This window comes from Streptomyces sp. NPDC055815 (genome assembly GCF_053616475.1).
This window is the reverse complement of record NZ_JBSHDU010000010.1, coordinates 70188-94096: the sequence shown is the minus strand read 5'-3', so window position 1 is coordinate 94096 and position 23909 is coordinate 70188. Positions and strand designations below refer to the sequence as shown.

Below are 23909 nucleotides of genomic sequence, written 5' to 3'. Positions count from 1 at the left end.
GTCGGTTCCTTCTGCTCCTGCGGGTCTGCCGTCGGCCGGCGCCGGATGGCACCGGCCGGCGACTGCGAACTCATATCTGGGTGATGGTGATCATCTCTTCCGTACGACCACGAAGTCGGCCAGTGCGACGAGCTGGTCCCGCACCCGCGCCGGCATGTCCACCTCGTTCAGCGCGGCGATCGCGATCGCGTGCTGGCGGCGGGCCTCCTGGGAGGTCCACTCGCGGCCTCCGGCCTCCTCGATGAGGGCCGCGCGGGTGGCGAACTCCTCCTCGGAGAAGGTGTCGAAGTCGATGGACTTGGCGTCCGCGGCGAGCAGTTCGCCGAGCCGCTCGGAGGCCGGTCCGCCCGCGGCGAGGGCGGCGACGACCGGCAGGGACTTCTTGCGCTGGCGCAGGTCGCTCCAGGTCTGCTTGCCGGTGGCCTCCGGGTCGCCCCAGATGCCGAGCAGGTCGTCCACGGCCTGGAAGGCGAGGCCGAGGTGGTAGCCGTACTCCTCCAGCTTGTCGGCGGTGCGGTCGTCGGCCCCGCCGAGGACGGCGCCGATGGAGACGGCGCAGGCGAGCAGGGCGCCGGTCTTGTTGCCCTCCATCTCCAGGCACTCCTCGACGGTGACCCGCTCGCGGTGCTCGTAGGAGATGTCCTGGGCCTGCCCGTCGATGAGCTTGCGGCTGGCCGTGGTCAGCCGGCGGGTGGCGCGGCCGGCCTCGACGGTGCCGAGTTCGAGCAGGATCTCGTTGGCGAGGGCGAAGAGGGCGTCGCCGACGAGGATCGCCTGCGCGGGGCCGTGCACCTTCCACACCGTGTCGCGGTGGCGGCGCTGCTCGTCGCCGTCCATCAGGTCGTCGTGGAGCAGCGAGAAGTTGTGCACGAGCTCCACGGCGACGGCGCCGGGGATCCCGACCTCGGGCCCGACCCCCGCGGCCTCGGCCGACAACAGGGCGAGCGCCGGGCGGACGGCCTTGCCGCTGTCGGCGTCCGTCGGGTTGCCGTGGGCGTCGATCCAGCCGAAGTGGTAGGCGGCCACGGTGTCCATGGGCGGCGCGAGGCGGTCGACGGCCGCCCGCAGTACGGGGGTGGACAGGGTCCGCCCCCGCTCCAGCAGTGCGGACACGTCCGCGGTGTCGACGGCCGGATTGTCCGGCGGCACTGTCGGCACGGTCTCTCCTCTTGTTCCGGTACTCACACTCATACCGCCTCCTGCAGCGGATGGTCATGGCGGCGGCCGAGGGCGGAGAGCGCGGCGCCCGCGGCGCTGAAACCACTGCGGACGGCACCCTCCATGGTCGCGGGCCAGCCGGTGGCGGTCCAGGCCCCGGCCAGATACAGCCCCGGGGCCCTGGTGCGGGCGCCGGGCCGGAGCCGGCCGACGCCCGGGGTGGGGGCGAACGTGGCCGTCCGCTCCCTGGTGACGAAGAAGTCGCGGATCCCGGCGCCGCGGGCGGCGGGCAGGAGCCGTTCCAGCTCGGGGAGGTACTTCTCGCGCAGGGCGGCGACGGGTTCGTCGATCTCGTCCTGCGCGGCGGACTGGGAGATGGCCAGGTACTGGCCGGCGCCCTTCAGTCCGGAGGAGTCGGTGCGGTCGAAGACCCACTGCACCGGGGAGCCGAGCGTGGTGAAGAAGGGCTGCTTCAGCACCTTGCGGTCGTAGACGACGTGCAGGTTGAGGATGGGGGCGGTGTCGATGTCGAGGAGCCGGTCGGGGTCGTCGAGGGCGCCCTCGGGCAGCAGGCCGTGGGTCTCGTGCTGCGGGACGGCGAGGACGACGGCGTCGGCCTCGATCCGCTCCCCCGGTACGTCGACGGCCCAACGCCCGTCGTCGGTACGGGAGATCCGCTCGGCCTTGGTGCGCAGCGCGGTGCGGACGCCGAGGGCGTCGAGCTCCTTCGAGGCGCGGGTGTCGTGGAGTTCGCCGAGCGGGACGTGCGCCCAGCCGATGTCGGCGGCGCCGGGCTCGGAGAGGAGTCCGGTCTTGAACACCATCGCGGCGAGCCCCATGGAGGCCTGCGGGGCGGGGGCGTTGAGGGTGGGGATGCCGACGAGGTCCCAGAGGGCTTCGACGGCCCGCGGGGACTGTCCGTGGCGGCCGAGCCAGGTGGCGAAGTCGATGCCGTCGAGGGCCGGGTCGGCGGGGTCGAGCTTCTTCAGGGCGAGCGCGGCCCGGCCGACGGAGGCGCGCTCGGCGAGGGAGAGGTGCGGGTACGTGGCGAGGCTGCGCGCGAGGTGCAGCGGTACGGGGAGGTTGTCGCGGCGGAGCCGGCCGAGCCGGGGGCCGCGCGGGTGCGCGACGTCGAGGACGGGGACGTCGAGGCGGTCCTGGAGGGGTGCGAGCCGGGCGCCGTCGACCCGGTCGAGGAACCAGCGGTAGGCGGTGCAGCAGCGCAGGTAGACGTGCTGGCCGTTGTCGACGGTCAGGTCGCCGCGCCGGAAGGAGAAGGCGAGGCCGCCGAGCCGGGGCCGGCCTTCGAGCAGGGTGACGCGGACGCCGCTCTCGGCGAGCTGGAGGGCTGCGGTGATCCCGGCGAGCCCGCCGCCGACGACGACGGCGGAGTGCTGCCGGCCGGAGCCCGTGCCGGGGACGCGCCCGGTGCCGGGTGTGGCCGGCGGGGTGTCGTGGTCGGTTCCTTCGGGGTTCACGCGGCCTCCGTTCGGGTCGTCGTGGTCGGATTCGGGGGCACCTCGGGCAGGGACGCCGGAACGGCGCCCGGGGTTGCCCGGCGGGCGGCGGCGCACGGGCGCATCACGCGCGCCTCCTGACCGTGCGGCGGGCGATGTGGCGGGTGTCGAGGCCGGAGAGGCCGCGCACCGCGACGTACGCCTTCTCGCGGCCCGGCAGGGAGACGCGGCCGCGCAGGACGGCCTCGGGGTCGCGCTCGATCCGGTCGAGGAGGCGCCGGTAGATGCCGGCCATGGCGGCGACGCACGCGCCGCTGCGCCGGTCGAGCATGGGCAGCAGCCGGTAGCCCTCGGCGAACAGGGCGCGGGCGCGCCGCACTTCGAAGTGGACGAGCCCGGCGAAGTCGGCCCCGGGGCCCGGGGCGTCGCCGCCGAAGCCGTCCGAGCAGCCGAACTTGGCCAGGTCGTCGGCGGGCAGATAGGTGCGCCCGTTCCCGGCGTCCTCGCGTACGTCCCTGAGGATGTTGGTGAGTTGGAGCGCGAGGCCCAGGGTGTCGGCGTACTCGGGTGCCCGGTCGGCGCCCTGGGCGCCGGGCTGGGTGCCGAAGACGCCGAGGGACAGCCGGCCGATCGCACCGGCGACGCAGCGGCAGTAGACCTTGAGGTCGTCCCAGGTCTCGTAGGTCGCGCCGCGCACGTCCATGAGGACGCCGTCGATGAGCTCGTCGAGGCCGCCGAGCGGGATCGGGAAGCGGCGGGCCGAGTCGGCGAGGGCGACGGCGACGGGGTCGGTGTCGTCCTCCTCGACGAGGCCCTTGCGGATGCGCTCCAGGATGTCCCGGGTGGCTTCGAGCCGCTCCCGCTTCTCCTCGGGCGGGAGCGTGCCGTCGCCGATGTCGTCGACGCGCCGCGAGAAGGCGTACAGCGCGGACATCGCCTGTCGCTTCTCGGCCGGGAGCAGCCGGATCCCGTAGGCGAAGTTGCGGGCCTGCTGTCCGGTGACCGCCTCGCAGTAGCTGTAGGCGGCCTGGACCGGTGCGGACGGCTGGTGCTGTGCCTCCACGGTCGCGCTCACCCCTCTCTCCGCGCCCGGAGCAGTACCGCTCCCGCCTGGCGCATCAGGCTCGGCTTGGTGGACTTCGGTGGGCCGGCCAGCACGTCGTATCCGGCGTCGGCGACGGCGTCGAGCGCGGCGAGTCCCCCGGCCGTGAACCCGGCGAGGAGGAGGCGGAGCCGTCCGTGGACGCTGCCGACGAGCGGGGCGCCCGCGTGCAGGAGTGCGCGGGCCCGCTCGGCCTCGAAGGCGATCAGGGCCCGCACGGAGGCGCCGGCGGTGGGCGCGGCGAGGTCGTGCTCGGTGACGTGGAAGCGCTTGAGGTCCTCGGCCGGCAGGTAGATCCGGTCGCGGGCGAGGTCCTCGGCGACGTCCTGGAGGTGCTCGACGATCTGGAGGGCGGTGCAGATCTCGTCGGAGCGGCGGATCCGCTCGGGGGTGTCGGTGCCGGTGATCGCGAGGACGAGCCGGCCGACGGGGTTGGCGGAGAGCTCGCAGTACGCGAGGAGGTCGTCGTACGTCTCGTAGCGGCGGACCAGCTGGTCCTGCCGGTTGGCGGCGATCAGGCCGAGGAAGGGCCCGGGGGTGAGCCCGCGCCGGCGCACGGTCGGCTGGAGCGCGCGCAGCAGCGGGTGGTGCGGGGTGGAGTCGAAGACCCGGCGGAGGTCGGCCTCGAAGGCGTCGAGGAGGACGAGCCGGTCCGCCGCGGCCGCGGGGTCGACGCCGAGGTGGCGGGCGTCGGCGCCGCCGGGGGCGAGGTCGCCGTCGCCGATGTCGTCGACGAGCCGGGCGAAGCCGTAGACGGCCATGAGGTCGTCGCGCCAGGCGCGGGGCAGGAAGAAGGGGGCCACGGGGAAGTTCTCGTCCGCGGCCTTGCCGAGTGTGGCGCGCGAGGAGGCGTCGGTGCGCGCCTGCCGGGTCTCCGTCACTGGGCGGTTCCCGACGGAGGGACGGCGACACCCTCGTGGAGCTGGAGATTCTGCGTCATGGCCGTCACGTCTCCCGTTCTACACTGCCGATCCAATCCATCCTATTTCGGACACGCCGCCGACCCCTGCCCGTAGGGCCGCCACCCGGGGGCCCGATGGCCGCGGGGTACCGCCCTCATTGCCGCGAAACAGACCGGTCCAGCTTACGTTGTACGACGACCTTCGCCATTCCGGGGTGGCGGGCGTCGCGCCCCTCACCCGTACTGGCCGTCAACCAGCCCTCCCCGCAAGGGAGTTCGGGTTCAGCCGGCGGTCGTTCCGGAGACCACCATGGAGAGGGTCGCCTCGACGACGACGCTCCTGCCCTGGGCGGAGAGACGGCGAAGGGGCCCGTCGACCAGGAGAAGTGACAGTCCGTGCACGGCCGACCACGCGGCGGCGCCGGTGGCGGGGCGGACGCCGGGCCGCGCGGTGCCGAGCGCGGCGAGCGCTTCGAGCGCCTCCCTGAGCAGGGTGAACGCCCGGATCTCGGGCTCGGCGGGCCGCCGCTCGGGGGCGGGCTCGCCCCCCGCGCCGGGGCGGGGGACGCAGAACGCGGCCCGGTAGAGGCCGGGCTGCTCCACGGCGAAGCCGACGTACCCCCGGCAGAGGGCGGTGACCCGGCGCTCGGCCGCGAGGAAGGGGTCGTCGGCGCCGGGTTCACGGGCGGCGGCCCGCTCCATGGACGCGGCGAGCTCCCGGCGGGCATGGGCCCGGACGGTACGGAGGAGTTCGCCCCGCCCGTCGAAGTGCCGGTAGGCGGCGGTGGGCGAGACGCCGACCCGGCGGGCCGCCTCGCGCAGGACGACCCGCTCGGGGCCGCCTTCGCAGGCGAGGTCGACGGCCGCGCAGATCAGCGCGTTGCGCAGATCGCCGTGGTGGTACGTCTTTCCCGCCGAGCTCGCTGCCATGGGCTCATCCTGCCCGAAGTTAACCGCATGAACATTCCAGGTGGGGGTTGCGACGCGCAGAAAACGGAAGAACCCCTACCGGATGAATCCGGCAGGGGTTCCTCAGAGGCTTCAGCGCGCGGTCTCGCGCTCGTACGCCTTCAGGACTTCCTCCGTGGGGCCGTCCATCAGGAGCTGCCCCTTCTCCAGCCAGAGCACCCGGTCGCAGGTGTCGCGGATGGACTTGTTGCTGTGGCTCACCAGGAAGACCGTGCCGGCCTCCTTGCGGAGCTCGCGGATGCGCTCCTCGGAGCGGATCTGGAACTTGCGGTCACCGGTGGCGAGGGCCTCGTCGATGAGGAGGACGTCGTGGTTCTTGGCGGCCGCGATGGCGAAGCGGAGCCGGGCGCCCATGCCGGAGGAGTACGTCCGCATGGGAAGGCTGATGAAGTCGCCCTTCTCGTTGATGCCGGAGAAGTCGACGATGCCCTCGTAGCGGTCCTTCACCTCCTCGCGGCTCATGCCCATGGCGAGGCCGCCCAGGATCACGTTGCGCTCGCCGGTGAGGTCGTTCATGAGCGCCGCGTTGACGCCCAGGAGCGAGGGCTGCCCGTCGGTGAAGACGCTGCCGCTCTCGGTGGGGAGCAGACCGGCGATGGCGCGCAGCAGGGTGGACTTGCCGGAGCCGTTGGAGCCGATGAGGCCGATGGCCTCGCCGCGGTAGGCGGTGAAGGTGACGCCGCGGACCGCGTGGACCTTGCGGACGCCCCGGGTGACCTCGGCCTTGCCGCGGCCGACGATCCGGCTGAGCGCCGCCGTGGCGCTGCCCTTGCCGCCGCCGCCGGCGTTGACCCGGTAGACGATGTGGACGTCGTCGCAGATGACGGTGGGGACCTTGCCCTGGTTCGTGTCAGCCACGGCCGTACCTCTCCTCGGCCTTCCAGAAGTAGACGAAACCGCCGATGCCGAAGAGCAGGGCCCAGGCCAGCGCGGTGATCCAGACGTGGTCCGGCAGGTTGTCCGCGCCGTAGCCCTCGATGAGGGCGTAGCGCATCAGGTCCATGTACACGGCCGCCGGGTTGTACATGAGGATGTCGGCGATCCAGGCCGGCTTGTCGGCGAGCATCGTCTGGATCGAGAACATCACGCCCGACGCGTACATCCAGGTGCGCATGATGAACGGCATCAGCTGGGCGAGGTCCGGCGTCTTGGCGCCCAGCCTGGCCACGATCATGGCGAGGCCCGTGTTGAACACGAACTGCAGGGCGAGCGCCGGGATCACGAGCAGCCAGCGCAGCGAGGGGTAGCTGCCGAAGAAGACCGCGACCGCCACGAGCACGATCATCGAGTACAGCAGCTGCTGGAGCTGCTGGAGCGAGAAGGAGATCGGGAGGGTGGCGCGCGGGAAGTGCAGGGCCCGGACGAGGCCGAGGTTCCCGGAGATCGCCCGGACGCCGGCCATGACCGAGCTCTGGGTGAAGGTGAACACGAAGATGCCGGTGACCAGGAAGGGGATGTAGACCCCCTTGGACATGCCCCGGCCGGCTTGCAGGATGAGCCCGAAGATCAGGTAGTAGACCAGGGCGTTCAGGAGCGGGGTCGCCACCTGCCACACCTGGCCGAGCTTCGCCTGGCTGTACTGGGCGGTGAGCTTCGCGGAGGAGAAGGCCAGGATGAAGTGGCGGCGGCTCCACAGCTCACGGACGTACTCGGCGAGACCGGGCCGGGCGCCGCTGACCGAGAGGCCGTACTTCGCGGCCAGCGCGGCCGAGGAGAGGCCCTCGTCGACGGACGGAGGCGCGCTCGTCGCGACCGCCCCGCCCTGGTGTGTGTCACTCACAAGTCGAAACTTTCGTGTTCAAGATGCGCGGCACGTCGGGTACCACGATGTCAGACGACCGGGGGGCGACCCAGCCGGGTCAGCCGCCACACCGTACGCCACCTCATGGGGCGGCGCGGTCCGCAGGGGGTCGTCCAGCCCGCGCGGAATCCGCCGAGCCACGCCTTCAGCGCGGAGAGCGAGGGCCGCCGGGCCAGGGTGAGCAGGAGCCAGACGCCGAGATAGACCGGCACCAGGGGTGCGGGCAGATTGCGACGTGCCAGCCACACTCGGTTGCGGGCCACGTTGAAGTGGTACGAGGCATGCCGGGACGGGGCTGTGGTGGGGTGCAGCAGCACCATGTCGGAACGGTAGTCGATCATCCAGTCGGCGTCGAGCGCGCGCCAGGCGAGGTCGGTCTCCTCGTGCGCGTAGAAGAACTCGTCGGGCAGACCGCCGACTTCGGCGAAGACCTTGGTGCGCACGGCGTTGGCGCCGCCGAGGAAGGTGGTCACCCGCGAGGAGCGCATCGGGTCGGCCGAGCGGAGCCGGGGCACGTGCCGGCGCTGGGTGACCCCGGTCTCCGGATCGGCGATCCGGAAGCTGATGATGCCGAGGCGCGGGTCGGCGGTGAAGGCCTGCCGGACCAGCTCGCCGGTGTCGGTGTGGGCGAGCAGCCCGTCGTCGTCGAGGAAGAGCAGGACGTCGACGTCGGTGCCGCCGGGTCCGAAGGCCTCGATGCCGACGTTCCGGCCGCCGGGGATGCCGAGGTTCTCGGGCAGCTCGACGGTCCGGACCCAGTCGGGCACCCCGGTGACGGGGGTGCCCTGACCGACGACGACGACCTCGATCGGGTCGCCCTCCTGCTTCGCGATCGAGTCGATGAGCGCGCGCAGGTCGTCGGGGCGGGTGCCCATCGTGATGACGACGGCACCCACCCTGAGCGGCGTACTCACGGCCGGCCTCACTTCAGCCTGCTGGAGACCATGATCGACACCAGGTGCAGCACGGTCTGGAGCAGGGCGATGCCGGCGAGGACGGCGACACCGAGCCGGGAGAAGAAGAGGTCTCCCCTGGCCTGGTCCGCGATCGCGAGGACCACGATGAGCAGCGAGGCCTCGATGCCGAGGACGAGCCGGTGGAACTTGAGCGCGGCGGCGGCCCGGCGGGCGAGCGCCATGCCCGAGGAGCGCGGCTCGGAGGCCGCCTCCTTGACCGGCGGCAGACCGCCCTGGTGGCGGGCGACGCCGACGAGGTCGGTCTCGGCCTTGATCAGGATGGCGCCGAGGGAGGCGAGCGTGCCCAGGAAGGCCCACAGCCAGTCGATCCGGCCCGAGCCCCACAGGTCGGCGGCGCGCAGGCCGAAGCCGACGAGGACGGCCGCGTCGCACAGATAGGCGCCGACCCGGTCCAGGTAGACCCCGGCCAGCGAGTACTGCTTCTTCCAGCGGGCCACCTCGCCGTCGACGCAGTCGAGCAGCAGGTAGAGCTGGACCATGAGCGCGCCGAGCAGCGCGCCCGGGATCCCGGGCACGAGCAGGGCGGGTGCGGCGAGGACGCCCGCGAGCGTCATCACGTACGTGAGCTGGTTCGGCGTCACCTTGGTGCCGACGAGCTGCCGGGTGATCCTGAGGGAGATCTCCCGCATGTACAGCCGGCCGCCCCAGTGCTCACCGCTCCGCCGGTCCTTCACACCCGGCGGGTGGACGACCGGGCGGAGTTCCGCCACCGAGGGCTTCCGCACCGGACGGGCCTCAGCTACCGATGGATTTGGCATAGTCGGCGTACGCGTCCCTGATCTCGTCGTCGGACAGGTCGAGGTGTTCGAGGATGGTGAAGCGGCCCGGCCGGGTCTGCGGGGCGAAGGACACCGCCCGGACGAACTCGTCCACGGTGAAGCCGATCTCCTCCGGCAGGACGGGCAGCCCGTGCCGGCGCAGGGTCTCGACCATCAGCGCGGAGGAGCTGCGGTCGCCGCGCAGGTGCATGGCGAAGGCGGCGCCGAGACCGCACTGCTCGCCGTGGCTGGCGGCGCGGGCCGGGAAGAGCAGGTCGAAGGCGTGGCTGATCTCGTGGCAGGCGCCCGAGGAGGGGCGCGTGTCGCCGCTGATCGACATGGCGATGCCGGACATCACCAGGCCCTCGGAGAGCGTGACGAGGAAGTCGTCGTCGCCGACGCCGCCGGGGTGGCGGAGCACCGCCTCGCCCGCGCTGCGGGCCATGGCGGCCGCGAGGCCGTCGACGGGCTCGCCGGTCTCGCGGTGCGAGAGCTCCCAGTCCGCGATGGCGGACAGGTTGGAGATCGCGTCGCCGATGCCGGAGCGGACGTACCGCACGGGGGCGTCCCGGATCACGTCGAGGTCGATGACCAGCGCGATCGGGGTCGGCACCCCGTAGGAGCCGCGCCCGTTGTCGTTGTCCAGGGTGGACACCGGCGAGCAGATCCCGTCGTGCGACAGGTTGGTGGCGATGGCCACCAGCGGCAGCCCGACCCGGGCCGCCGCGTACTTGGTCACGTCGATGATCTTGCCGCCGCCGAGGGCGACCACGGCGTCGTACCGCTTGCCGCGCATGGCGTCGGCGAGCTTGACGGCCTCGTCGATCGTGCCGCCCGAGACCGGGTACCAGTCGGCACCGGGCAGCTCGGGGGCGAAGTGGTCACGCAGCTTGAGGCCCGAGCCGCCGCTGATAGCGACGGCGATCTTGCCGTTGCTGGAGATCCGCTGGTCCGCGAGGAGCGCGGACAGGTCGTCCAGCGCTCCCCGGCGGATGTCGACGACGACCGGCGAGGGGATCAGCCGAGTCAGTACTGGCACGCGATCTCACGGCCCTTCGCGAGGTCGTCGTGGTTGTCGATCTCGACCCACTTGACGTCACCGATGGGCTCGATGTCGACGGTGAAGCCGCGGTTGACGAGCTCCTGGTAGCCGTCCTCGTAGTAGAGGTCGGGGTCGCGCTCGAAGGTGGCCTTGAGCGCGTCGGCGAGCTCCTCGGCGGCCTCGGCCTCGATGAGGGTGACACCGATGTACTCGCCGGTGGCGGTGGCCGGGTCCATCAGCTTGGTGATGCGCTCGACGCCCTTGCCCTCGGCGACGATGACCTTCATCTCCTCGTCGGCGAGGTTCTTCACCGTGTCGAGGGCGAGGATGATCTGGCCCTTGCCGCGGGCGGCGAGCAGGGTCTTCTCGACGGAGACCGGGTGGACGGTGTCGCCGTTGGCGAGGATCACACCGCGCTTGAGGACCTCACGGGCGCACCACAGGGAGTAGGCGTTGTTCCACTCCTCGGCCTTGTCGTTGTCGATGAGGGTGAGGGTGAGGCCGTACTTGGCCTCCAGCGCCTCCTTGCGGGCGTAGACGGCCTCCTTGCGGTAGCCGACGACGATCGCGACCTCGGTGAGGCCGATCTCGGCGAAGTTCTTGAGCGTGCCGTCGAGGATGGTCAGCTCGTTCTCGGTGCCCTCGCCGGACACGGGCACGAGGGCCTTCGGAAGCGTCTCGGTGTAGGGGCGCAGACGCCGTCCGGCACCGGCTGCCAGTACGAGGCCGATCATGCTGTTTCTCCTTCGTCGTGAACGGCGGGTGCTCCGGAGGAGACCCAGAAGCGGATGGACTCCACGAGCACCACCAGCGCGACGGCGACCGCCAGCGCGGTCAGTGCCAGGGTGAAGTCGTCGCCGCGGTCCGCCAGCAGGGCGGCGAGGACGGTCACCAGGAGCGTGCGCCCCTCGTGTCCGCCGGTGACGCGCACCAGCCAGGCGGGCGGCGCGCCGGTGCCCCCGCGAATGCGGTACACCGTGTCGTAGTGATGGTAGGCGACGGCCGCGACCAGCCCGAATGCGGCGGGGAGTGCGTGGGCGGCGTCCGCCTTGGCCGCGAGGATGAGCACGGTGCCGTACTCGGCGGCGCGGAAGACGGGCGGTACGAGCCAGTCGAGGGCGCCCTTGAGGGGGCGGGCGACGGCGGCGCCGGCGAAGACCGCGTAGATGATCGCGGCCATGACGGTGAACGGGCTGCCGAACGGGTCGAGCCAGGCCGACACGAGCAGGCAGGCCGCGCCGATCAGGGCGATCACCACGGGGAAGCGGGAGAACGGCCGGATGCCCGGCCGCCGTCCGGCCTTGGCCACCAGTTCGGCGATCGGCCCCGAGTCCGCGAGGTCCGCCAGGGCTCGTGCGGCCCGGTCGGTGCGGGTGGCCTTGCGGGTCAGGGAGCGCAGGACGCGGCCGGCCGTGGTGTAGCAGGCGCCGAAGGCGCAGCCGACGATCAGGGCCCAGAAGACGATCCGGGGGCTGGTGGCGGCGGTGAGGACGGCGATCATCGCCCAGCGCTCGCCGATCGGCAGGATGATCATGCGGCGGGCCCAGACCGTCCAGCCGACGCTGTCCAGCTTGCTGGAGAGGGCGGCGGTCGGGCTGGTGTTGGCCGTGGCGTCGTGGTTGGCCTCGTTGAAGGAGAAGTCCACGACGTGCCGGCAGGTCATGAGGACCATCGCGCCGAGCGCGAGCGCCCAGACGTCGTCGCCGTTGCGGGCGGCGCCGAGGGCGAGGCCCGCGTAGAAGGCGTACTCCTTGGCCCGGTCGAAGGTGGCGTCGAGCCAGGCGCCCATCGTCGAGTACTTGAGCGCGTAGCGGGCGAGCTGCCCGTCGGTGCAGTCGAGGACGAAGGAGACCAGGAGGAGGACGCCGGCGGCGATGTAGCCGCCCCGCTCGCCGGTGGCCGCGCAGCCGGCCGCGATCAGCGCGGTGAGCAGTGAGGCGGTGGTGACCTGGTTGGGCGTGAGGCCGCGGCGCGCGCACCAGCGGGCGATGTAGCGCGAGTACGGGCTGATGAAGAAGGTGGTGAAGAAGCCGTCGTGCGCCTTGACGGCGGAGCGCAGGCGTACGGCCTCGTCGTCGACGGCCTCGACGGCGGCGCGGGCCTCGTGGCGGGCCTCGGCGTCGGTGGGCACGGTGGCGACGAGGGTGCCGAGCTGGGGCCGGTGGACGGCCACGCCGTCGGCGTCGAGGGCATCGGCGAGCGCGTCGGTGAGGCCGTCGGTGAGCGTGCCGGTGCCGGCGGCCCCGGAGCTCGCGGAGACCGTGGCCAGGGCGCGGGCGAGCGCGGGGCGGGCCTCGCGCTGCGCGGTGAGCGCGCCGGGGGCGGCGGCCGCGGGGAAACGGGGGTCGGTCAGGGTGAGGCGCAGGGCGTGCGGGTGACCGACGAACCGGGGGTCGACGAGCGCGACGCGCTCGCCCGCCGGGACGGCGGCGAGGAGGGCACCGGCCTCCTCGGCGCCGGAGGCGATCCGGACGTCGAAGCCGAGCGACCGCAGATCGCCGTCGAGCGAGGATCCGGGTACCGGCGGGCCGGTGAGGATGGCGGTCGACAGACGAACTCACTCCTTGAAGTGACGGAGGGGCCGGCGGGGCCATGGCGGCCCCGGGCGCGGCGGTGTGGCCCGGCACCGGGCGGCGACACGTCGGCTGAGGCTATCGGATGAACGGAAACGAGTTCACCGAGGCTTCGCCGCCAGGACTCCCCCGGGACCGACCGTGTCCGCCCGGGTGCGCCGCGTACTGCGGAGATCATCATGGGCGATCGGCGGCCCGCCCCACAAACCCGCTCCGGCAGGCGGGCGGCACCCCCTCTCCGTTGGGGCGTTGTCGCAGGTCAGAGCATATGACAACGGTGTTCAGTACCGTGTTGCACATACCCCCCACCCGTAGTTCACTTGCGAATCGGGGCACACGAGAGACACGACCGGGAGGCCTTGTCATGGGGGCTGGACACGACCACGGGCACAGCCACGGCGGCCCGCCGCCGACGGGTACGGCGGCGGCCGGGTACCGGAACCGACTGCGGATCGCGCTCGGCATCACGCTCTCCGTGATGGTGATCGAGATCATCGGCGGTCTGGCCGCGGACTCGCTCGCGCTGATCGCCGACGCGGCCCACATGGCGACCGACGCCGTCGGCCTCGCGATGGCGCTCCTGGCGATCCACTTCGCGAACCGGCCGCCCTCGGGGAACCGCACCTTCGGATACGCCCGCGCCGAGATCCTGGCGGCGCTCGCGAACTGTCTGCTGCTGCTCGTCGTCGGCGGTTACGTGCTGTACGAGGCGATCCAGCGGTTCATCGAGCCGGCCGAGACCAAGGGCGGGCTCGCGATCGCGTTCGCGGTGATCGGCCTGGTGGCCAACGTCATCTCGCTGTCGCTGCTCATGCGGGGCCAGAAGGAGAGCCTCAACGTGCGCGGGGCCTATCTGGAGGTGCTCGCGGACGCGCTGGGTTCGGTCACCGTGATCGTCGCGGCCGGGATCATCCTGGCGACGGGCTGGCAGTACGCGGACCCGATCGCCTCGATCGTGATCGGTCTGATGATCGTGCCGCGCACCCTCAAGCTTCTGCGCGAGACCCTCGACGTGCTCCTGGAGGCGGCCCCCAAGGGCGTCGACATGGCGGAGGTACGGGCGCACATCCTGGCCCTGCCGGGCGTCGAGGACGTGCACGACCTGCACGCCTGGACGATCACCTCGGGGATGCCGGTGCTCTCGGCGCACGTGGTCGTCGACCAGGACGCCCTGGACTCGGTCGGGCACGAGAAGATGCTGCACGCCCTCCAGGGCTGCCTGGGCTCGCACTTCGACGTGGAGCACTGCACCTTCCAGCTGGAGCCGGCCGGGCACGCGGAGCACGAGGCGAAGCTGTGCCTCTGACGCTCCCGCGGGCCGCCTGTTAGTCTGTTCGTACGAACACGTGTGGAGAGGAGCTGAGGTTGATGACCGTCGCGATGGAGGCTGCCCAGTGCGGCAGCGCCCGGTCGTCCCTCAGCCTCCGGGTCTCCGGCTGACCTGATCCCGGTCTTTCCCACCGGTACGTCACGTCGTCGGCCGGGACCCTCTCCACAAAGGGTTTCCCACGTTGTCCGACAACGCTCTGCACAACTCCTTCTTCGCCCTGCACCACGGTCTGCCGCGGCAGGGCCCCGGCTCCGACACCACCACCCGCCGGCTCCTCGCGCTCGCGGGGAGGCTTCCGGAGCGCCCGCGCGTGCTCGACCTGGGCTGCGGACCCGGCCGCTCCGCGCTGCTCCTGGCCGCCGAGGCGAACGCCCAGGTGACCGCCGTCGACACCCACGAACCGTTCCTCGCGGAGCTGCGGCAGACCGCCGCCGCCCGCGGGCTCGACGGTGCGATCACCACCCTGAACGCCGACATGGGAGCGCTGCCGTTCCCCGACGGCTCCTTCGACCTGGTCTGGGCCGAGAGCTCGGTCTTCGTCCTCGGCTTCGACCGGGCCCTCGCCGCATGGCGCAGGCTCCTCGCGCCCCGAGGCGTCCTGGTGCTCACCGAGTGCGTCTGGACCACCGCGGAGCCGGGCCCGACGGCCCGCGCGTTCTGGGAGGACCACTACACCCTGCGCACGGTCGCCGGGAACGCGGCGGCGGCGGTCGAGGCCGGCTACCACGTCCTGGGGACCGTCCCGCAGCCCGAGAGCGACTGGGACGAGTACTACGTCCCGCTCGCGGCGCACGCCGACGCGGCGGACACCACCGTGCCCGGCATGGCCGAGGCGGTGGCCGGGGCCCGCGCCGAGATCGCGCTGCGGCGCGAGCACGGCTCCGAGTACGGGTACGCGGGCTTCGTCCTGCGGCCCGCCGATCCGCGCTGGCACACCCGCACGGAGACCGACGCGGACGCGGAGGCGATCTGGCGGGTCGTGGCCACCGCCTTCGGGTCGGAGGACGCCCCCTCGGAGACGGAGGCCGATCTGGTCGACGCGCTCCGGCGGGACGACGCCTGGCTGCCCGGTCTGTCGTACGTGGCGGAGGCCCCGGACGGCACGGTCGCGGCGCACGCGCTGATCACCCGCTGTCTGGTGGACGGCGCCCCCGCGGCCGCGCTCGCCCCGGTCTCGGTGGCCCCCGCCCACCAGCGGACGGGGGCCGGGCAGGCCGTCGTCCGGGCGGTGCTCGACGCGGCCCGGCTGCGCGGCGAGCCGCTGGTGCTCGTCCTGGGCCATCCGGAGTACTACCCGCGGTTCGGGTTCGTACGGGCGTCCGAGTATGGAATCCGGCCAGGTTTCGAGGCTCCGGACGAGGCGATGATGGCGCTCGTCCTGGACGCTTCCGTACCCGTTCCGCCGGGCACGCTGGCCTATCCGGCACCTTTCGGGGTGTAGTGCCCGATTGAGCCCCTCCCGCTCCCGCCGCACCGGCTGTACTCCGGTGCGGTGGGAGCGGCCACGTCCGGCCGCCGAAGTACGGACAAGCCGGTTTTGTACGGCACACTGTGGTGGCCCCACCGGGCCGAGGACCGATGCGAAGGATGGGTATGCCGATCACACCAGCCACCGCGGCTCAGATCTCGCCGGAGACCGCGTCGAACGGCTTCCAGCCGTCCGGAGTCCCGGCGCCGATCATGCTCGAACTGGTCGACGAGGAGGGGAGGACCATCGGCACCGCGGAGAAGCTCGCCGCGCACCAGGCGCCGGGTCAGCTGCACCGCGCCTTCTCCGTCTTCCTCTTCGACGAGTCGGGCCGGCTGCTGCTCCAGCGGCGGGCGCTCGGCAAGTACCACTCCCCCGGCGTCTGGTCGAACACCTGCTGCGGCCACCCCTACCCGGGCGAGGCGCCGTTCGCCGCGGCGGCCCGGCGCACCTTCGAGGAGCTGGGCGTCTCGCCGACGCTGCTCGCGGAGGCCGGCACGGTCCGCTACAACCACCCGGACCCGGCCTCCGGCCTGGTGGAGCAGGAGTTCAACCACCTCTTCGTCGGCCTGGTGCAGGCCGACCCGCGGCCGGACCCGGAGGAGATCGAGTCCACCGCCTTCGTGACCGCCGACGAGCTGGTCGAGCGGCACGCCGCCGTGCCCTTCTCGGCCTGGTTCATGACGGTCCTGGACGCGGCGCGTCCGGCGATCAGGGAGCTGACGGGCCCGTCCGGCGGCTGGTGACCACCGGCGCCACGGGCACGCCGCCCGGCCCCGGTGCCATCGGGGCCGGGACCCGCTGCCCGGACCCGAGCGCCGGATCGTACCGAGGGCCGGACGCGCTGCCCGGACACGGCGGGAAGGGTCAGGCCGGGCTCAGCGGCAGGGCCGCCCAGATGATCTTCCCGCCGCTCGCGGTGTGCTCGACGTCGCAGGCGCCGCCGGACTCCTGGGCGATCTCGCGGACGAGGAGCAGCCCACGGCCGCCGGTCTGGCCCCAGTCCGCCTCCAGTGCCTTGGGGCGGTAGGGGTGGTTGTCCTCGACCGACACCCTGACCCACTCGGGGCCGATCGCGACCTCCACCGCTATCTCCGGGGAGAGCAGCGCCGCGTGCCGTACGGCGTTGGTCACCAGCTCGGAGACGATCAGCAGCAGGCCGTCCATGATCTCCTCATGGACGGGGACTCCCTGACGGACCAGCAGGTCGCGTACGGCGTGCCGGGCCTGCGGGACGGAGACGTCGACCGCTGCAGCGGTGAAGCGCCAGACTCCTTCGTAGGACGGTTGCCGGGCGGGGACGCCTCCGTGGGTCTCCACGGTCCCGTTCCCACCCTCGTGCTCGATTCTCGCCACGGATCGAGTCTTGGCAATGCGCGCGGGCGGACCGGCCTACTGACCAGAAGTCGACACTTATCGGCCGCCTTCTGATCGGCTGAGTATGCCAACGTCAGTTGTTCGACTGTTCCTGCGCACTTTCTGAGGACTCCGGAGACGGGGCCGTGGCCGGTGCCGACGGGGTCACCATAGTGACGATCCGCCGCCCGCCCACCCCGATCGCGATCAGGCCCAGACCGTCGAAGAGCAGGGCCAGCGAGAAGAAGACGCCGAGGACGTACCGGCTGCTGTCCGGCCAGTCGAACAGGACGAGCAGACCGAGCAGCAGTCCGAAGGCCCCCTGGAGGAGCGTCCAGCCGAACTGCGGCCCGCGCACCACCACACTGCCGACCAGACGGAACAGCCCGCCGGTGAGGAACAGCAGGGCGGCGAACATCGTCAGCGCCTCCGCCGAGCCCTCCGGGTGACGGATGACCACGACACCGGCCGCGATGTTCAGCGCCGCCACCACCACCGCGAGCCAGAAGTAGCCGGTGCCGCGCGACTGGATGGCCTGGAGGAGACCCACCGCACCGCCGATGAGCAGCAGCCAGCCGAAGAGCAGCATCGAGGTCAGCGTGGCGACACCCGTGTAGATCAGGCCGACGATCCCGCCGAGCACGAGCAGGACGCCGAGCACGGCCAGCCGGCTGAAGCTGCGGCGGAGCCTCTTCCCCTCGCGCCTCATCTCCCGGACCGGGTCCGGCTCGGCATGCGTCCCGCGGGCGTCCTCGGTCATGCGGTGCCTCCTCGGAGCGACCCCTTCCTGATCGTACGTTCGGGTCCGGCGGATAGCATCCGGCCCATGGAGCCGCAGCTGAAGGAAAGCGTCACGGACGGTATCGCCACCGTCGTCATCGCCAACCCCGCCAAGCGCAACGCCATGAGCGCCGGCATGTGGCGCGCCCTGCCCGGCGTCCTGGAGCGGCTCGCCGCCGACCCCGCCGTCCGGGTCCTGGTCCTCACCGGCGAGGGCGACACCTTCTGCGCCGGGGCCGACATCGCGGGGCTGCGGGAGCCCGGCGACGAGCAGCAGACCCTCGCGGTACGGGCCGAGGACGCGCTCGCGGCCTTCCCCAAGCCGAGCATCGCCGCCGTGCGGGGCTTCTGCGTCGGCGGCGGCAGCCAGCTCGCCGCCGCCTGCGACCTGCGCTTCGCCGAGGAGGGCGCCCGGTTCGGGATCACGCCCTCGAAGCTCGGCATCGTCTACCCGTCCTCCTCGACCCGCCGGCTCACCGCCCTGGTCGGGCCCTCGACCGCCAAGTACCTGCTGTTCTCCGGCGAGTTGATGGACGCGGAGCGGGCGCTGCGGACCGGCTTCGTGGACGAGCTGCACCCGGCGGGCGCGCTGGACAAGCGGGTGGCCGAGTTCGCCCGGCTGCTCGCCTCCCGCTCGCTGCTCACCCAGGCGGCGGCCAAGGAGTTCGCCGACGGGCGGCTCGACCGGGACGACCACTGGGCGGAGCAGGCACGCGGCAGCGGCGACACCGCCGAGGGTGTCGCCGCCTTCCTGGAGCGACGCGCGCCCCGCTTCACGTACGGGCTCTGAGGCTCAGCCCTCCCGTACCGGCACCTTCTGGCCGCGCCAGTGCGCGACGATCGCGGCCGGGGCCTTCTCCGGGGAGCCGGCGTCGTACGGCGGCTGTGGGTCGTACTCGGTGAGCAGCTGGATCGTCTGGGCGGTCTCGTCGCCGGCGATCCGGCCGAGCAGGTGCAGTGCCATGTCGATGCCGGAGGAGACGCCGGCGGCCGTGACGTACTTGCCGTCGAAGACGACCCGCTCGCCGGTGGGTTCGACGCCGAGCGCCCGCAGTTCGTCGAAGGCGAGCCAGTGGGTGGTCGCCCGGCGGTCCTTCAGGAGGCCCGCCGCGGCGAGGACGAGCGAGCCGGTGCAGACGGAGGTGGTCCAGGTGCTGGTGGCGTCGGCGGTACGGAGCCAGTCGAGGATCTCCCGGTCGTGCAGGGCGACCCGCGCGTCGGGGCCGCCGGGGACCAGGACGATGTCCGGCCGCGGGACCTCGGCGAGGCTCCGGTCGGCGACGAGCGCGAGGCTCCCCTGGTCGTTGCGGACCGGCCCGGCCTCCTTGGCCACGAACACGGTCTCGGCACCGGGGAGACGGGCGAGCAGCTCGTAGGGGCCGACGGCGTCCAGGGTGGTGAAGCGGTCGTAGAGCAGGACGGCGATCTGCATGTGCGGTTCCTCTCAGGTGCGGGACAGATGGAAGCGGCGGCGGTACTCGGCGGGGCCCGTCCCCAGGGCCTTCAGGAAGGCGCGGCGCATGGTCTCGGGCGTGCCGTAGCCGGAGGCCCGGGCGACCTCCTCGACGCCGCGCGAGGTCTCCTCCAGGAGGCGACGGGCGTGTTCGAGGCGGACCCGGTCGACATAGCGGCCGGGCGGGGTGCCGGTCTCCGCGTGGAAGGCGCGGGCGAAGTGGCGGGGCGAGAGCCGGGCGCGGGCGGCCAGCGACTCGACGGAGAGGTCCGCCTCGGGATGCTCGGTGATCCAGGCCTGGAGGTCACGGAGCGGCTCCCGGCGGGCGGTCTGGGCGGACAGCTGGACGCTGAACTGGGCCTGGTTGCCGGGGCGGCGCAGGAAGACGACCAGGTAGCGGGCGACGGTGAGGGCGACGTCACGGCCGAGGTCCTCCTCGACGAGGGCGAGGGCCAGGTCGACCCCGGCGGTGACGCCCGCGGAGGTGGAGAGCCGCCCGTCCCGTACGAAGATGGGGTCGGGGTCCACGTCGACCCCGGGATAGCGGCGGGCGAGGTGCTCGCAGGCGATCCAGTGGGTGGTGGCCCGGTGTCCGTCGAGGAGCCCGGCCTCGGCGAGGAGCAGCGCCCCGGTGCAGACGGAGACCAGGCGCTCGGCCCGCGGGGCGTGGACGCGCAGCCAGTCGATCAGGGCCGGGTCGGGTGCGCGGGTGCCTTCGCCGCCGGGGACGACGAGGGTGTGCGGGGGCCCGTCGGCGAGCGCGGTGCCGAGGTCGGTGTCGGGGAGCAGGCGCAGTCCACTGGCCGTGCGGACCGGTCCGCCGCCCAGGGAGGCGGTGCGGATCGGGTAGGCGGACGGGTCCCCGGCGGCACGGGCGGCACCGGCGAAGACCTCGACGGGGCCGGTGACGTCGAGGCTCTGGACGTCGTCGAAGAGGACGACGAGGACGGGGCGCTGGGGCATGTCTCCATCCTCGGCAGGGGCGGGCGGCGTCCGCAACGACGGGTAACCCACCTTTCCTGCCATGCCGACGGCGCCATGCGGCACGGCGGGCCACTCCCGCGGTTCCGCCGCCCGAAGCGGTTCGGCACGGCCCGGCCGCTCCCGCCGTTCCGCCGTCCGACGCGGCTCGGCGCGGTCCGGCTGTTCCCGTCGTACCGACCAGTCGGTAACGTTCGGTCCATGACGACTGCTCTCCCCCCGCGCGCGGGCCGCCGCTGCCACAACGCCCTCAACCCGATCCACTCCACGCTGTACTTCTCGCCCGACCTGGACCGCGAGTTCGGCGCCCTCGGATTCACCGACCAGAGCGCGATGCGGCTCGCCGCGCGGAGCGCCGCACTCGGCGCGGTGGGCGCGGGCACGGTCGCCGCGACCTTCTACAACTACAACCACGCGTTCCTCTCCGGGCACCTCCCGGCCGTCTGGGAGACCGCCGCCCCCGCCGAGGTCCTCGACGCCCGGCTGCGGACCGCCGACGCGACCCTGCGCCGGCTGCTCGGCGACGAGGCCGTCGCCTCCGCGGAGATGGCCGAGGCGGCGGAGCTCGCCCTGCGCGCCACGGAGGCCTGCACCCGGCACGCCCGGCCGCTCTACTCGGCCAATGCCGACCTGCCGGTGCCCGAGCAGCCCCACCTCGCGTACTGGTACGCCGCCACCCTGCTCCGCGAGCACCGGGGCGACGGCCACCTCACCGCGCTGCTCTCCGCCGGGCTCGACCCCGTCGAGGCCCTCGCCTCGCACACCGCCACCGGCAAGGGCATGGCCCCGCGCTGGGTCCTCGGCACGCGCGGCTGGCGGCGGGCCGACTGGGAGGCGGCGACGGAGCGGCTGCGCGAGCGCGGGCTCCTCGGCGCCGACGGCGAGCTGACGGAGTCGGGCACGGCCCTGCGCGCGGAGCTGGAGGACCACACGGACCGGCTGGACTCCGCCCCGTACGAGCACCTGGGCGCGTACGGGGTCGAGCGGCTCACCGAGCTGGGCCGCGGCTTCCTGTTCGCGGCGGCCGGCGCGGGCGCCTTCCCCGCGGACCTGGTCGGCAAGGGCTGAGGCGGGGCCGGGGACGCGCGCGGGACGGGCCGGTTACCGCGTCCGGGTGACCGACCCGGCAGAATGCACTCGCAAGCTTGAGGCACGAGAAGGCGAGTCGGGACACCGTGACGACGTCCATCGAAGCAAGGATCGCCGAGGAGCTCGGCGTACGCGAGCGACAGGTGAAGGCAGCCGTCGAGCTCCTCGACGGCGGTTCGACCGTGCCGTTCATCGCGCGCTACCGCAAGGAAGCGACCGAGATGCTCGACGACGCGCAGCTGCGCACCCTGGAGGAGCGGCTGCGCTATCTGCGCGAGCTGGAGGACCGCCGGTCGGCGATCCTCGACTCGGTCCGCGAGCAGGGCAAGCTGACGGACGAGCTGGAGGCCGCCCTGCGGGCGGCCGACACCAAGGCGCGCCTGGAGGACATCTACCTGCCCTTCAAGCCCAAGCGCCGGACCAAGGCGCAGATCGCCCGCGAGGCCGGTCTGGAGCCGCTGGCCGAGGGGCTGCTCGCCGATCCGTCCGTCGAGCCGGCGGCCGCCGCCGCGGCCTTCGTGGACGGCGACAAGGGCGTCGCGGACGCCGCCGCGGCCCTGGAGGGCGCACGGGCGATCCTCGCCGAGAAGTTCTCCGAGGACGCCGACCTCATCGGCGAGCTGCGCGAGCGCATGTGGGGCCGCGGACGCCTGGTGGCGAAGGTGCGCGAGGGGCAGGAGGAGGCGGGAGCGAAGTTCGCCGACTACTTCGACTTCGCCGAGCCGTTCACCGCGCTGCCCTCGCACCGGGTGCTCGCCATGCTGCGCGGCGAGAAGGAGGACGCCCTCAGCCTGGAGCTGGAGCCGGAGGAGCCGACGGAGGGTCCTTCCTCGTACGAGGGGATCGTCGCGGGTCGCTTCGGCGTGGCCGACCGTGGCCGTCCCGGTGACAAGTGGCTGCAGGACACGGTCCGGTGGGCGTGGCGGACCCGCATCCTGGTGCACCTCGGGATCGACCTGCGGCTGCGGCTGCGGACGGCCGCCGAGGACGAGGCGGTCCGGGTCTTCGCGGCGAACCTGCGGGACCTGCTGCTCGCCGCCCCGGCCGGCACCCGGGCGACGCTCGGGCTCGACCCCGGTTTCCGTACGGGCGTGAAGGTCGCCGTCGTCGACGCGACCGGCAAGGTCGTCGCGACCGACACGATCTACCCGCACGTCCCCGCCAACAAGTGGGACCAGGCGCTTGAGAAGCTGGCGCGGCTCGCGAAGGAGCACGCGGTCGAGCTGGTCGCGATCGGCAACGGCACGGCCTCCCGCGAGACCGACAAGCTGGCGGCCGAACTCCTCGCCAAGCACCCCGAGTTGAAGCTGACCAAGGTGATGGTCTCGGAGGCCGGCGCCTCGGTCTACTCGGCCTCCGCCTTCGCCTCGCAGGAACTCCCGGGCCTGGACGTGTCCTTGCGCGGAGCGGTCTCCATCGCCCGCCGGCTCCAGGACCCGCTCGCGGAGCTGGTGAAGATCGACCCGAAGTCGATCGGCGTCGGCCAGTACCAGCACGACCTGGCCGAGGTGAAGCTCTCGCGCTCGCTCGACGCCGTGGTCGAGGACTGTGTGAACGGCGTCGGCGTGGACGTCAACACCGCCTCGGCGCCGCTGCTTTCGCGGGTCTCGGGCATCAGTGGCGGCCTCGCCGAGAACATCGTCGCGCACCGCGACGCCAACGGCCCCTTCCGCTCCCGCAAGGCGCTCAAGGACGTGGCGCGGCTCGGCCCGAAGGCGTACGAGCAGTGCGCGGGCTTCCTGCGGATCCGGGGCGGCGACGACCCGCTCGACGCCTCGTCGGTGCACCCGGAGGCGTACCCGGTGGTGCGCCGGATGGTGAAGGCGACGGGCGGCGAGGTCGCGGCCCTGATCGGCGACACGGGCACGCTGCGCTCGCTGCGGGCGGACGACTTCGTCGACGAGACCTTCGGTCTGCCGACGGTGACGGACATCCTGCGCGAGCTGGAGAAGCCGGGCCGTGACCCGCGTCCGGCGTTCCGCACGGCGACCTTCAAGGAGGGCGTCGAGAAGATCGGCGACCTGGAGTCCGGGATGGTCCTGGAGGGTGTCGTCACCAACGTGGCCGCGTTCGGCGCGTTCGTGGACGTCGGTGTGCACCAGGACGGTCTGGTCCATGTGTCGGCGATGTCGAAGACCTTCGTCAAGGACCCGCGCGACGTGGTGAAGCCCGGCGACGTGGTCAAGGTGAAGGTCCTGGACGTGGACGTGCCGCGCAAGCGGATCTCGCTGACGCTGCGGCTCGACGACGAGCCGGGCGCCGACGGCCAGGGCGGCGCTCCCCGGCGCGACCGGGCGGACCGGGGCGAGCGGGGCGAGCGCTCCGGCCGTCCGCCGCAGCAGCGTCAGGGCGGCGGCGGCCGCCGGACCGAGGGCGGCAACCGGAACGACCGCGGGGACCGGGGCGGCAACCGGAACGCCGGCGGCGGCCGGGACCGCTCGGCGGCTCCCGCGCCCGCCAACAGCGCGATGGCCGACGCCCTCCGCAAGGCCGGCCTGCTCGGCGAAGGCGGCGGCAAGCGCCGCTAGAGCCTGTCCGGAAAGTCCCGCCTGGGTCGCGGCGTCTGGCACGCACGCCCGCCGCCCGAACGAGGCCACAGCCCCCTGGCTGTGGCCTCTTCGCGTGCGGCCCACGAGGTGGCCCGATATATCCGTTGACGCGCACAGGACATCGGTTCATGATCATCTACGGCCTCCACGGGGGAGGTGCACGAT

General features: G+C 72.8%; 22 protein-coding genes. 6 read left to right on the top strand and 16 right to left on the bottom strand.

Annotation, left to right across the window (positions count from 1 at the left end):
* Nucleotides 1-90 precede the first annotated feature (90 nt).
* The 12 genes from ACWGN5_RS09965 to ACWGN5_RS09910 all read right to left on the bottom strand — a co-directional run bounded on the left by ACWGN5_RS09965 (nucleotide 91) and on the right by ACWGN5_RS09910 (nucleotide 12716).
* Complete coding sequence (locus tag ACWGN5_RS09965) at nucleotides 91-1191, bottom strand: polyprenyl synthetase family protein (RefSeq protein WP_369147593.1); 1101 nt, start codon at nucleotides 1189-1191, stop codon at nucleotides 91-93.
* Nucleotides 1188-2636 carry a hydroxysqualene dehydroxylase HpnE gene (gene hpnE / locus ACWGN5_RS09960; RefSeq protein WP_453513068.1) on the bottom strand — a complete coding sequence of 483 codons (1449 nt, stop codon included), beginning with the start codon at nucleotides 2634-2636 and terminating at the stop codon, nucleotides 1188-1190. The genes ACWGN5_RS09965 and hpnE overlap by 4 nt, the downstream gene beginning before the upstream one ends.
* A gap of 103 nt (nucleotides 2637-2739) precedes the next feature.
* Nucleotides 2740-3690 carry a presqualene diphosphate synthase HpnD gene (gene hpnD / locus ACWGN5_RS09955; RefSeq protein ID WP_453513066.1) on the bottom strand — a complete coding sequence of 317 codons (951 nt, stop codon included), beginning with the start codon at nucleotides 3688-3690 and terminating at the stop codon, nucleotides 2740-2742.
* Nucleotides 3687-4598, bottom strand: a complete 912-nt coding sequence (hpnC, locus tag ACWGN5_RS09950) for a squalene synthase HpnC (RefSeq protein ID WP_453513063.1) — start codon at nucleotides 4596-4598, stop codon at nucleotides 3687-3689. Before hpnC ends, hpnD begins: the two co-directional genes overlap by 4 nt.
* Before the next feature lie 302 nt (nucleotides 4599-4900).
* Nucleotides 4901-5548 (bottom strand): TetR/AcrR family transcriptional regulator, encoded by a 648-nt coding sequence (locus tag ACWGN5_RS09945; protein WP_453513061.1) that lies wholly within the window; start codon nucleotides 5546-5548, stop codon nucleotides 4901-4903.
* A gap of 111 nt (nucleotides 5549-5659) precedes the next feature.
* Nucleotides 5660-6445 carry an ABC transporter ATP-binding protein gene (locus ACWGN5_RS09940; RefSeq protein ID WP_453513058.1) on the bottom strand — a complete coding sequence of 262 codons (786 nt, stop codon included), beginning with the start codon at nucleotides 6443-6445 and terminating at the stop codon, nucleotides 5660-5662.
* Nucleotides 6438-7367: an ABC transporter permease gene (locus ACWGN5_RS09935; protein ID WP_453513056.1), complete on the bottom strand. Its 930-nt coding sequence runs from the start codon at nucleotides 7365-7367 to the stop codon at nucleotides 6438-6440. Before ACWGN5_RS09935 ends, ACWGN5_RS09940 begins: the two co-directional genes overlap by 8 nt.
* Before the next feature lie 50 nt (nucleotides 7368-7417).
* Nucleotides 7418-8263, bottom strand: a complete 846-nt coding sequence (locus tag ACWGN5_RS09930) for a glycosyltransferase family 2 protein (protein ID WP_453513154.1) — start codon at nucleotides 8261-8263, stop codon at nucleotides 7418-7420.
* Nucleotides 8264-8310: 47 nt separating this feature from the next.
* The gene (locus ACWGN5_RS09925) at nucleotides 8311-9090 is read right to left on the bottom strand and encodes a CDP-alcohol phosphatidyltransferase family protein (protein ID WP_453513053.1); all 780 of its coding nucleotides are present in this window, start codon (nucleotides 9088-9090) and stop codon (nucleotides 8311-8313) included.
* Between the two features lie 10 nt (nucleotides 9091-9100).
* Nucleotides 9101-10162: an iron-containing alcohol dehydrogenase family protein gene (locus ACWGN5_RS09920; RefSeq protein WP_453513051.1), complete on the bottom strand. Its 1062-nt coding sequence runs from the start codon at nucleotides 10160-10162 to the stop codon at nucleotides 9101-9103.
* Nucleotides 10150-10899: a phosphocholine cytidylyltransferase family protein gene (locus tag ACWGN5_RS09915; protein ID WP_453513049.1), complete on the bottom strand. Its 750-nt coding sequence runs from the start codon at nucleotides 10897-10899 to the stop codon at nucleotides 10150-10152. The genes ACWGN5_RS09920 and ACWGN5_RS09915 overlap by 13 nt, the downstream gene beginning before the upstream one ends.
* Complete coding sequence (locus ACWGN5_RS09910) at nucleotides 10896-12716, bottom strand: DUF5941 domain-containing protein (RefSeq protein ID WP_453513152.1); 1821 nt, start codon at nucleotides 12714-12716, stop codon at nucleotides 10896-10898. The genes ACWGN5_RS09915 and ACWGN5_RS09910 overlap by 4 nt, the downstream gene beginning before the upstream one ends.
* Nucleotides 12717-13102: 386 nt before the next feature.
* On the opposite strand from ACWGN5_RS09910, the gene ACWGN5_RS09905 reads away from it, so the two are divergent.
* From ACWGN5_RS09905 to idi, 3 genes are all read left to right on the top strand, one after another.
* The gene (locus ACWGN5_RS09905) at nucleotides 13103-14044 is read left to right on the top strand and encodes a cation diffusion facilitator family transporter (protein ID WP_453513047.1); all 942 of its coding nucleotides are present in this window, start codon (nucleotides 13103-13105) and stop codon (nucleotides 14042-14044) included.
* Between the two features lie 205 nt (nucleotides 14045-14249).
* Nucleotides 14250-15509 (top strand): GNAT family N-acetyltransferase, encoded by a 1260-nt coding sequence (locus tag ACWGN5_RS09900; RefSeq protein ID WP_453513045.1) that lies wholly within the window; start codon nucleotides 14250-14252, stop codon nucleotides 15507-15509.
* 152 nt (nucleotides 15510-15661) lie between these two features.
* Nucleotides 15662-16282: an isopentenyl-diphosphate Delta-isomerase gene (idi, locus tag ACWGN5_RS09895; protein WP_453513043.1), complete on the top strand. Its 621-nt coding sequence runs from the start codon at nucleotides 15662-15664 to the stop codon at nucleotides 16280-16282.
* A 121-nt stretch (nucleotides 16283-16403) separates the two neighbouring features.
* Here the strand turns inward: idi and ACWGN5_RS09890 are convergent, their stop codons facing one another.
* Both ACWGN5_RS09890 and ACWGN5_RS09885 read right to left on the bottom strand, forming a co-directional pair.
* Entirely contained in the window at nucleotides 16404-16856 is a 453-nt protein-coding gene (locus ACWGN5_RS09890) for an ATP-binding protein (protein ID WP_453513150.1), read from the bottom strand.
* Between the two features lie 130 nt (nucleotides 16857-16986).
* Entirely contained in the window at nucleotides 16987-17652 is a 666-nt protein-coding gene (locus ACWGN5_RS09885) for an HdeD family acid-resistance protein (protein ID WP_453513041.1), read from the bottom strand.
* Nucleotides 17653-17718: 66 nt separating this feature from the next.
* Between ACWGN5_RS09885 and ACWGN5_RS09880 the strand changes: the two genes are divergently transcribed.
* Entirely contained in the window at nucleotides 17719-18462 is a 744-nt protein-coding gene (locus ACWGN5_RS09880) for an enoyl-CoA hydratase/isomerase family protein (protein ID WP_453513038.1), read from the top strand.
* A 3-nt stretch (nucleotides 18463-18465) separates the two neighbouring features.
* Here ACWGN5_RS09880 and ACWGN5_RS09875 read toward each other — a convergent pair whose 3' ends face one another.
* Nucleotides 18466-19104: a DJ-1/PfpI family protein gene (locus ACWGN5_RS09875; RefSeq protein ID WP_453513036.1), complete on the bottom strand. Its 639-nt coding sequence runs from the start codon at nucleotides 19102-19104 to the stop codon at nucleotides 18466-18468.
* Nucleotides 19105-19116: 12 nt separating this feature from the next.
* The gene (locus ACWGN5_RS09870) at nucleotides 19117-20088 is read right to left on the bottom strand and encodes a GlxA family transcriptional regulator (protein WP_453513035.1); all 972 of its coding nucleotides are present in this window, start codon (nucleotides 20086-20088) and stop codon (nucleotides 19117-19119) included.
* 219 nt (nucleotides 20089-20307) lie between these two features.
* On the opposite strand from ACWGN5_RS09870, the gene ACWGN5_RS09865 reads away from it, so the two are divergent.
* Both ACWGN5_RS09865 and ACWGN5_RS09860 read left to right on the top strand, forming a co-directional pair.
* Nucleotides 20308-21174 carry an SCO6745 family protein gene (locus ACWGN5_RS09865; protein ID WP_453513033.1) on the top strand — a complete coding sequence of 289 codons (867 nt, stop codon included), beginning with the start codon at nucleotides 20308-20310 and terminating at the stop codon, nucleotides 21172-21174.
* A gap of 107 nt (nucleotides 21175-21281) precedes the next feature.
* Nucleotides 21282-23723 carry a Tex family protein gene (locus ACWGN5_RS09860; protein WP_453513031.1) on the top strand — a complete coding sequence of 814 codons (2442 nt, stop codon included), beginning with the start codon at nucleotides 21282-21284 and terminating at the stop codon, nucleotides 23721-23723.
* Nucleotides 23724-23909: the final 186 nt, after the last annotated feature.

Coding starts and splice junctions, on each gene's coding strand:
- ACWGN5_RS09965 (WP_369147593.1), bottom strand. CDS start 1,191: ATGAGTGTGAGTACCGGAACAAGAGGAGAGACCGTGCCGACAGTGCCG.
- ACWGN5_RS09945 (WP_453513061.1), bottom strand. CDS start 5,548: ATGGCAGCGAGCTCGGCGGGAAAGACGTACCACCACGGCGATCTGCGC.
- ACWGN5_RS09930 (WP_453513154.1), bottom strand. CDS start 8,263: ATGGGCACCCGCCCCGACGACCTGCGCGCGCTCATCGACTCGATCGCG.
- ACWGN5_RS09915 (WP_453513049.1), bottom strand. CDS start 10,899: ATGATCGGCCTCGTACTGGCAGCCGGTGCCGGACGGCGTCTGCGCCCC.
- ACWGN5_RS09905 (WP_453513047.1), top strand. CDS start 13,103: ATGGGGGCTGGACACGACCACGGGCACAGCCACGGCGGCCCGCCGCCG.
- idi (WP_453513043.1), top strand. CDS start 15,662: ATGCCGATCACACCAGCCACCGCGGCTCAGATCTCGCCGGAGACCGCG.
- ACWGN5_RS09885 (WP_453513041.1), bottom strand. CDS start 17,652: ATGACCGAGGACGCCCGCGGGACGCATGCCGAGCCGGACCCGGTCCGG.
- ACWGN5_RS09880 (WP_453513038.1), top strand. CDS start 17,719: ATGGAGCCGCAGCTGAAGGAAAGCGTCACGGACGGTATCGCCACCGTC.
- ACWGN5_RS09875 (WP_453513036.1), bottom strand. CDS start 19,104: ATGCAGATCGCCGTCCTGCTCTACGACCGCTTCACCACCCTGGACGCC.
- ACWGN5_RS09870 (WP_453513035.1), bottom strand. CDS start 20,088: ATGCCCCAGCGCCCCGTCCTCGTCGTCCTCTTCGACGACGTCCAGAGC.
- ACWGN5_RS09865 (WP_453513033.1), top strand. CDS start 20,308: ATGACGACTGCTCTCCCCCCGCGCGCGGGCCGCCGCTGCCACAACGCC.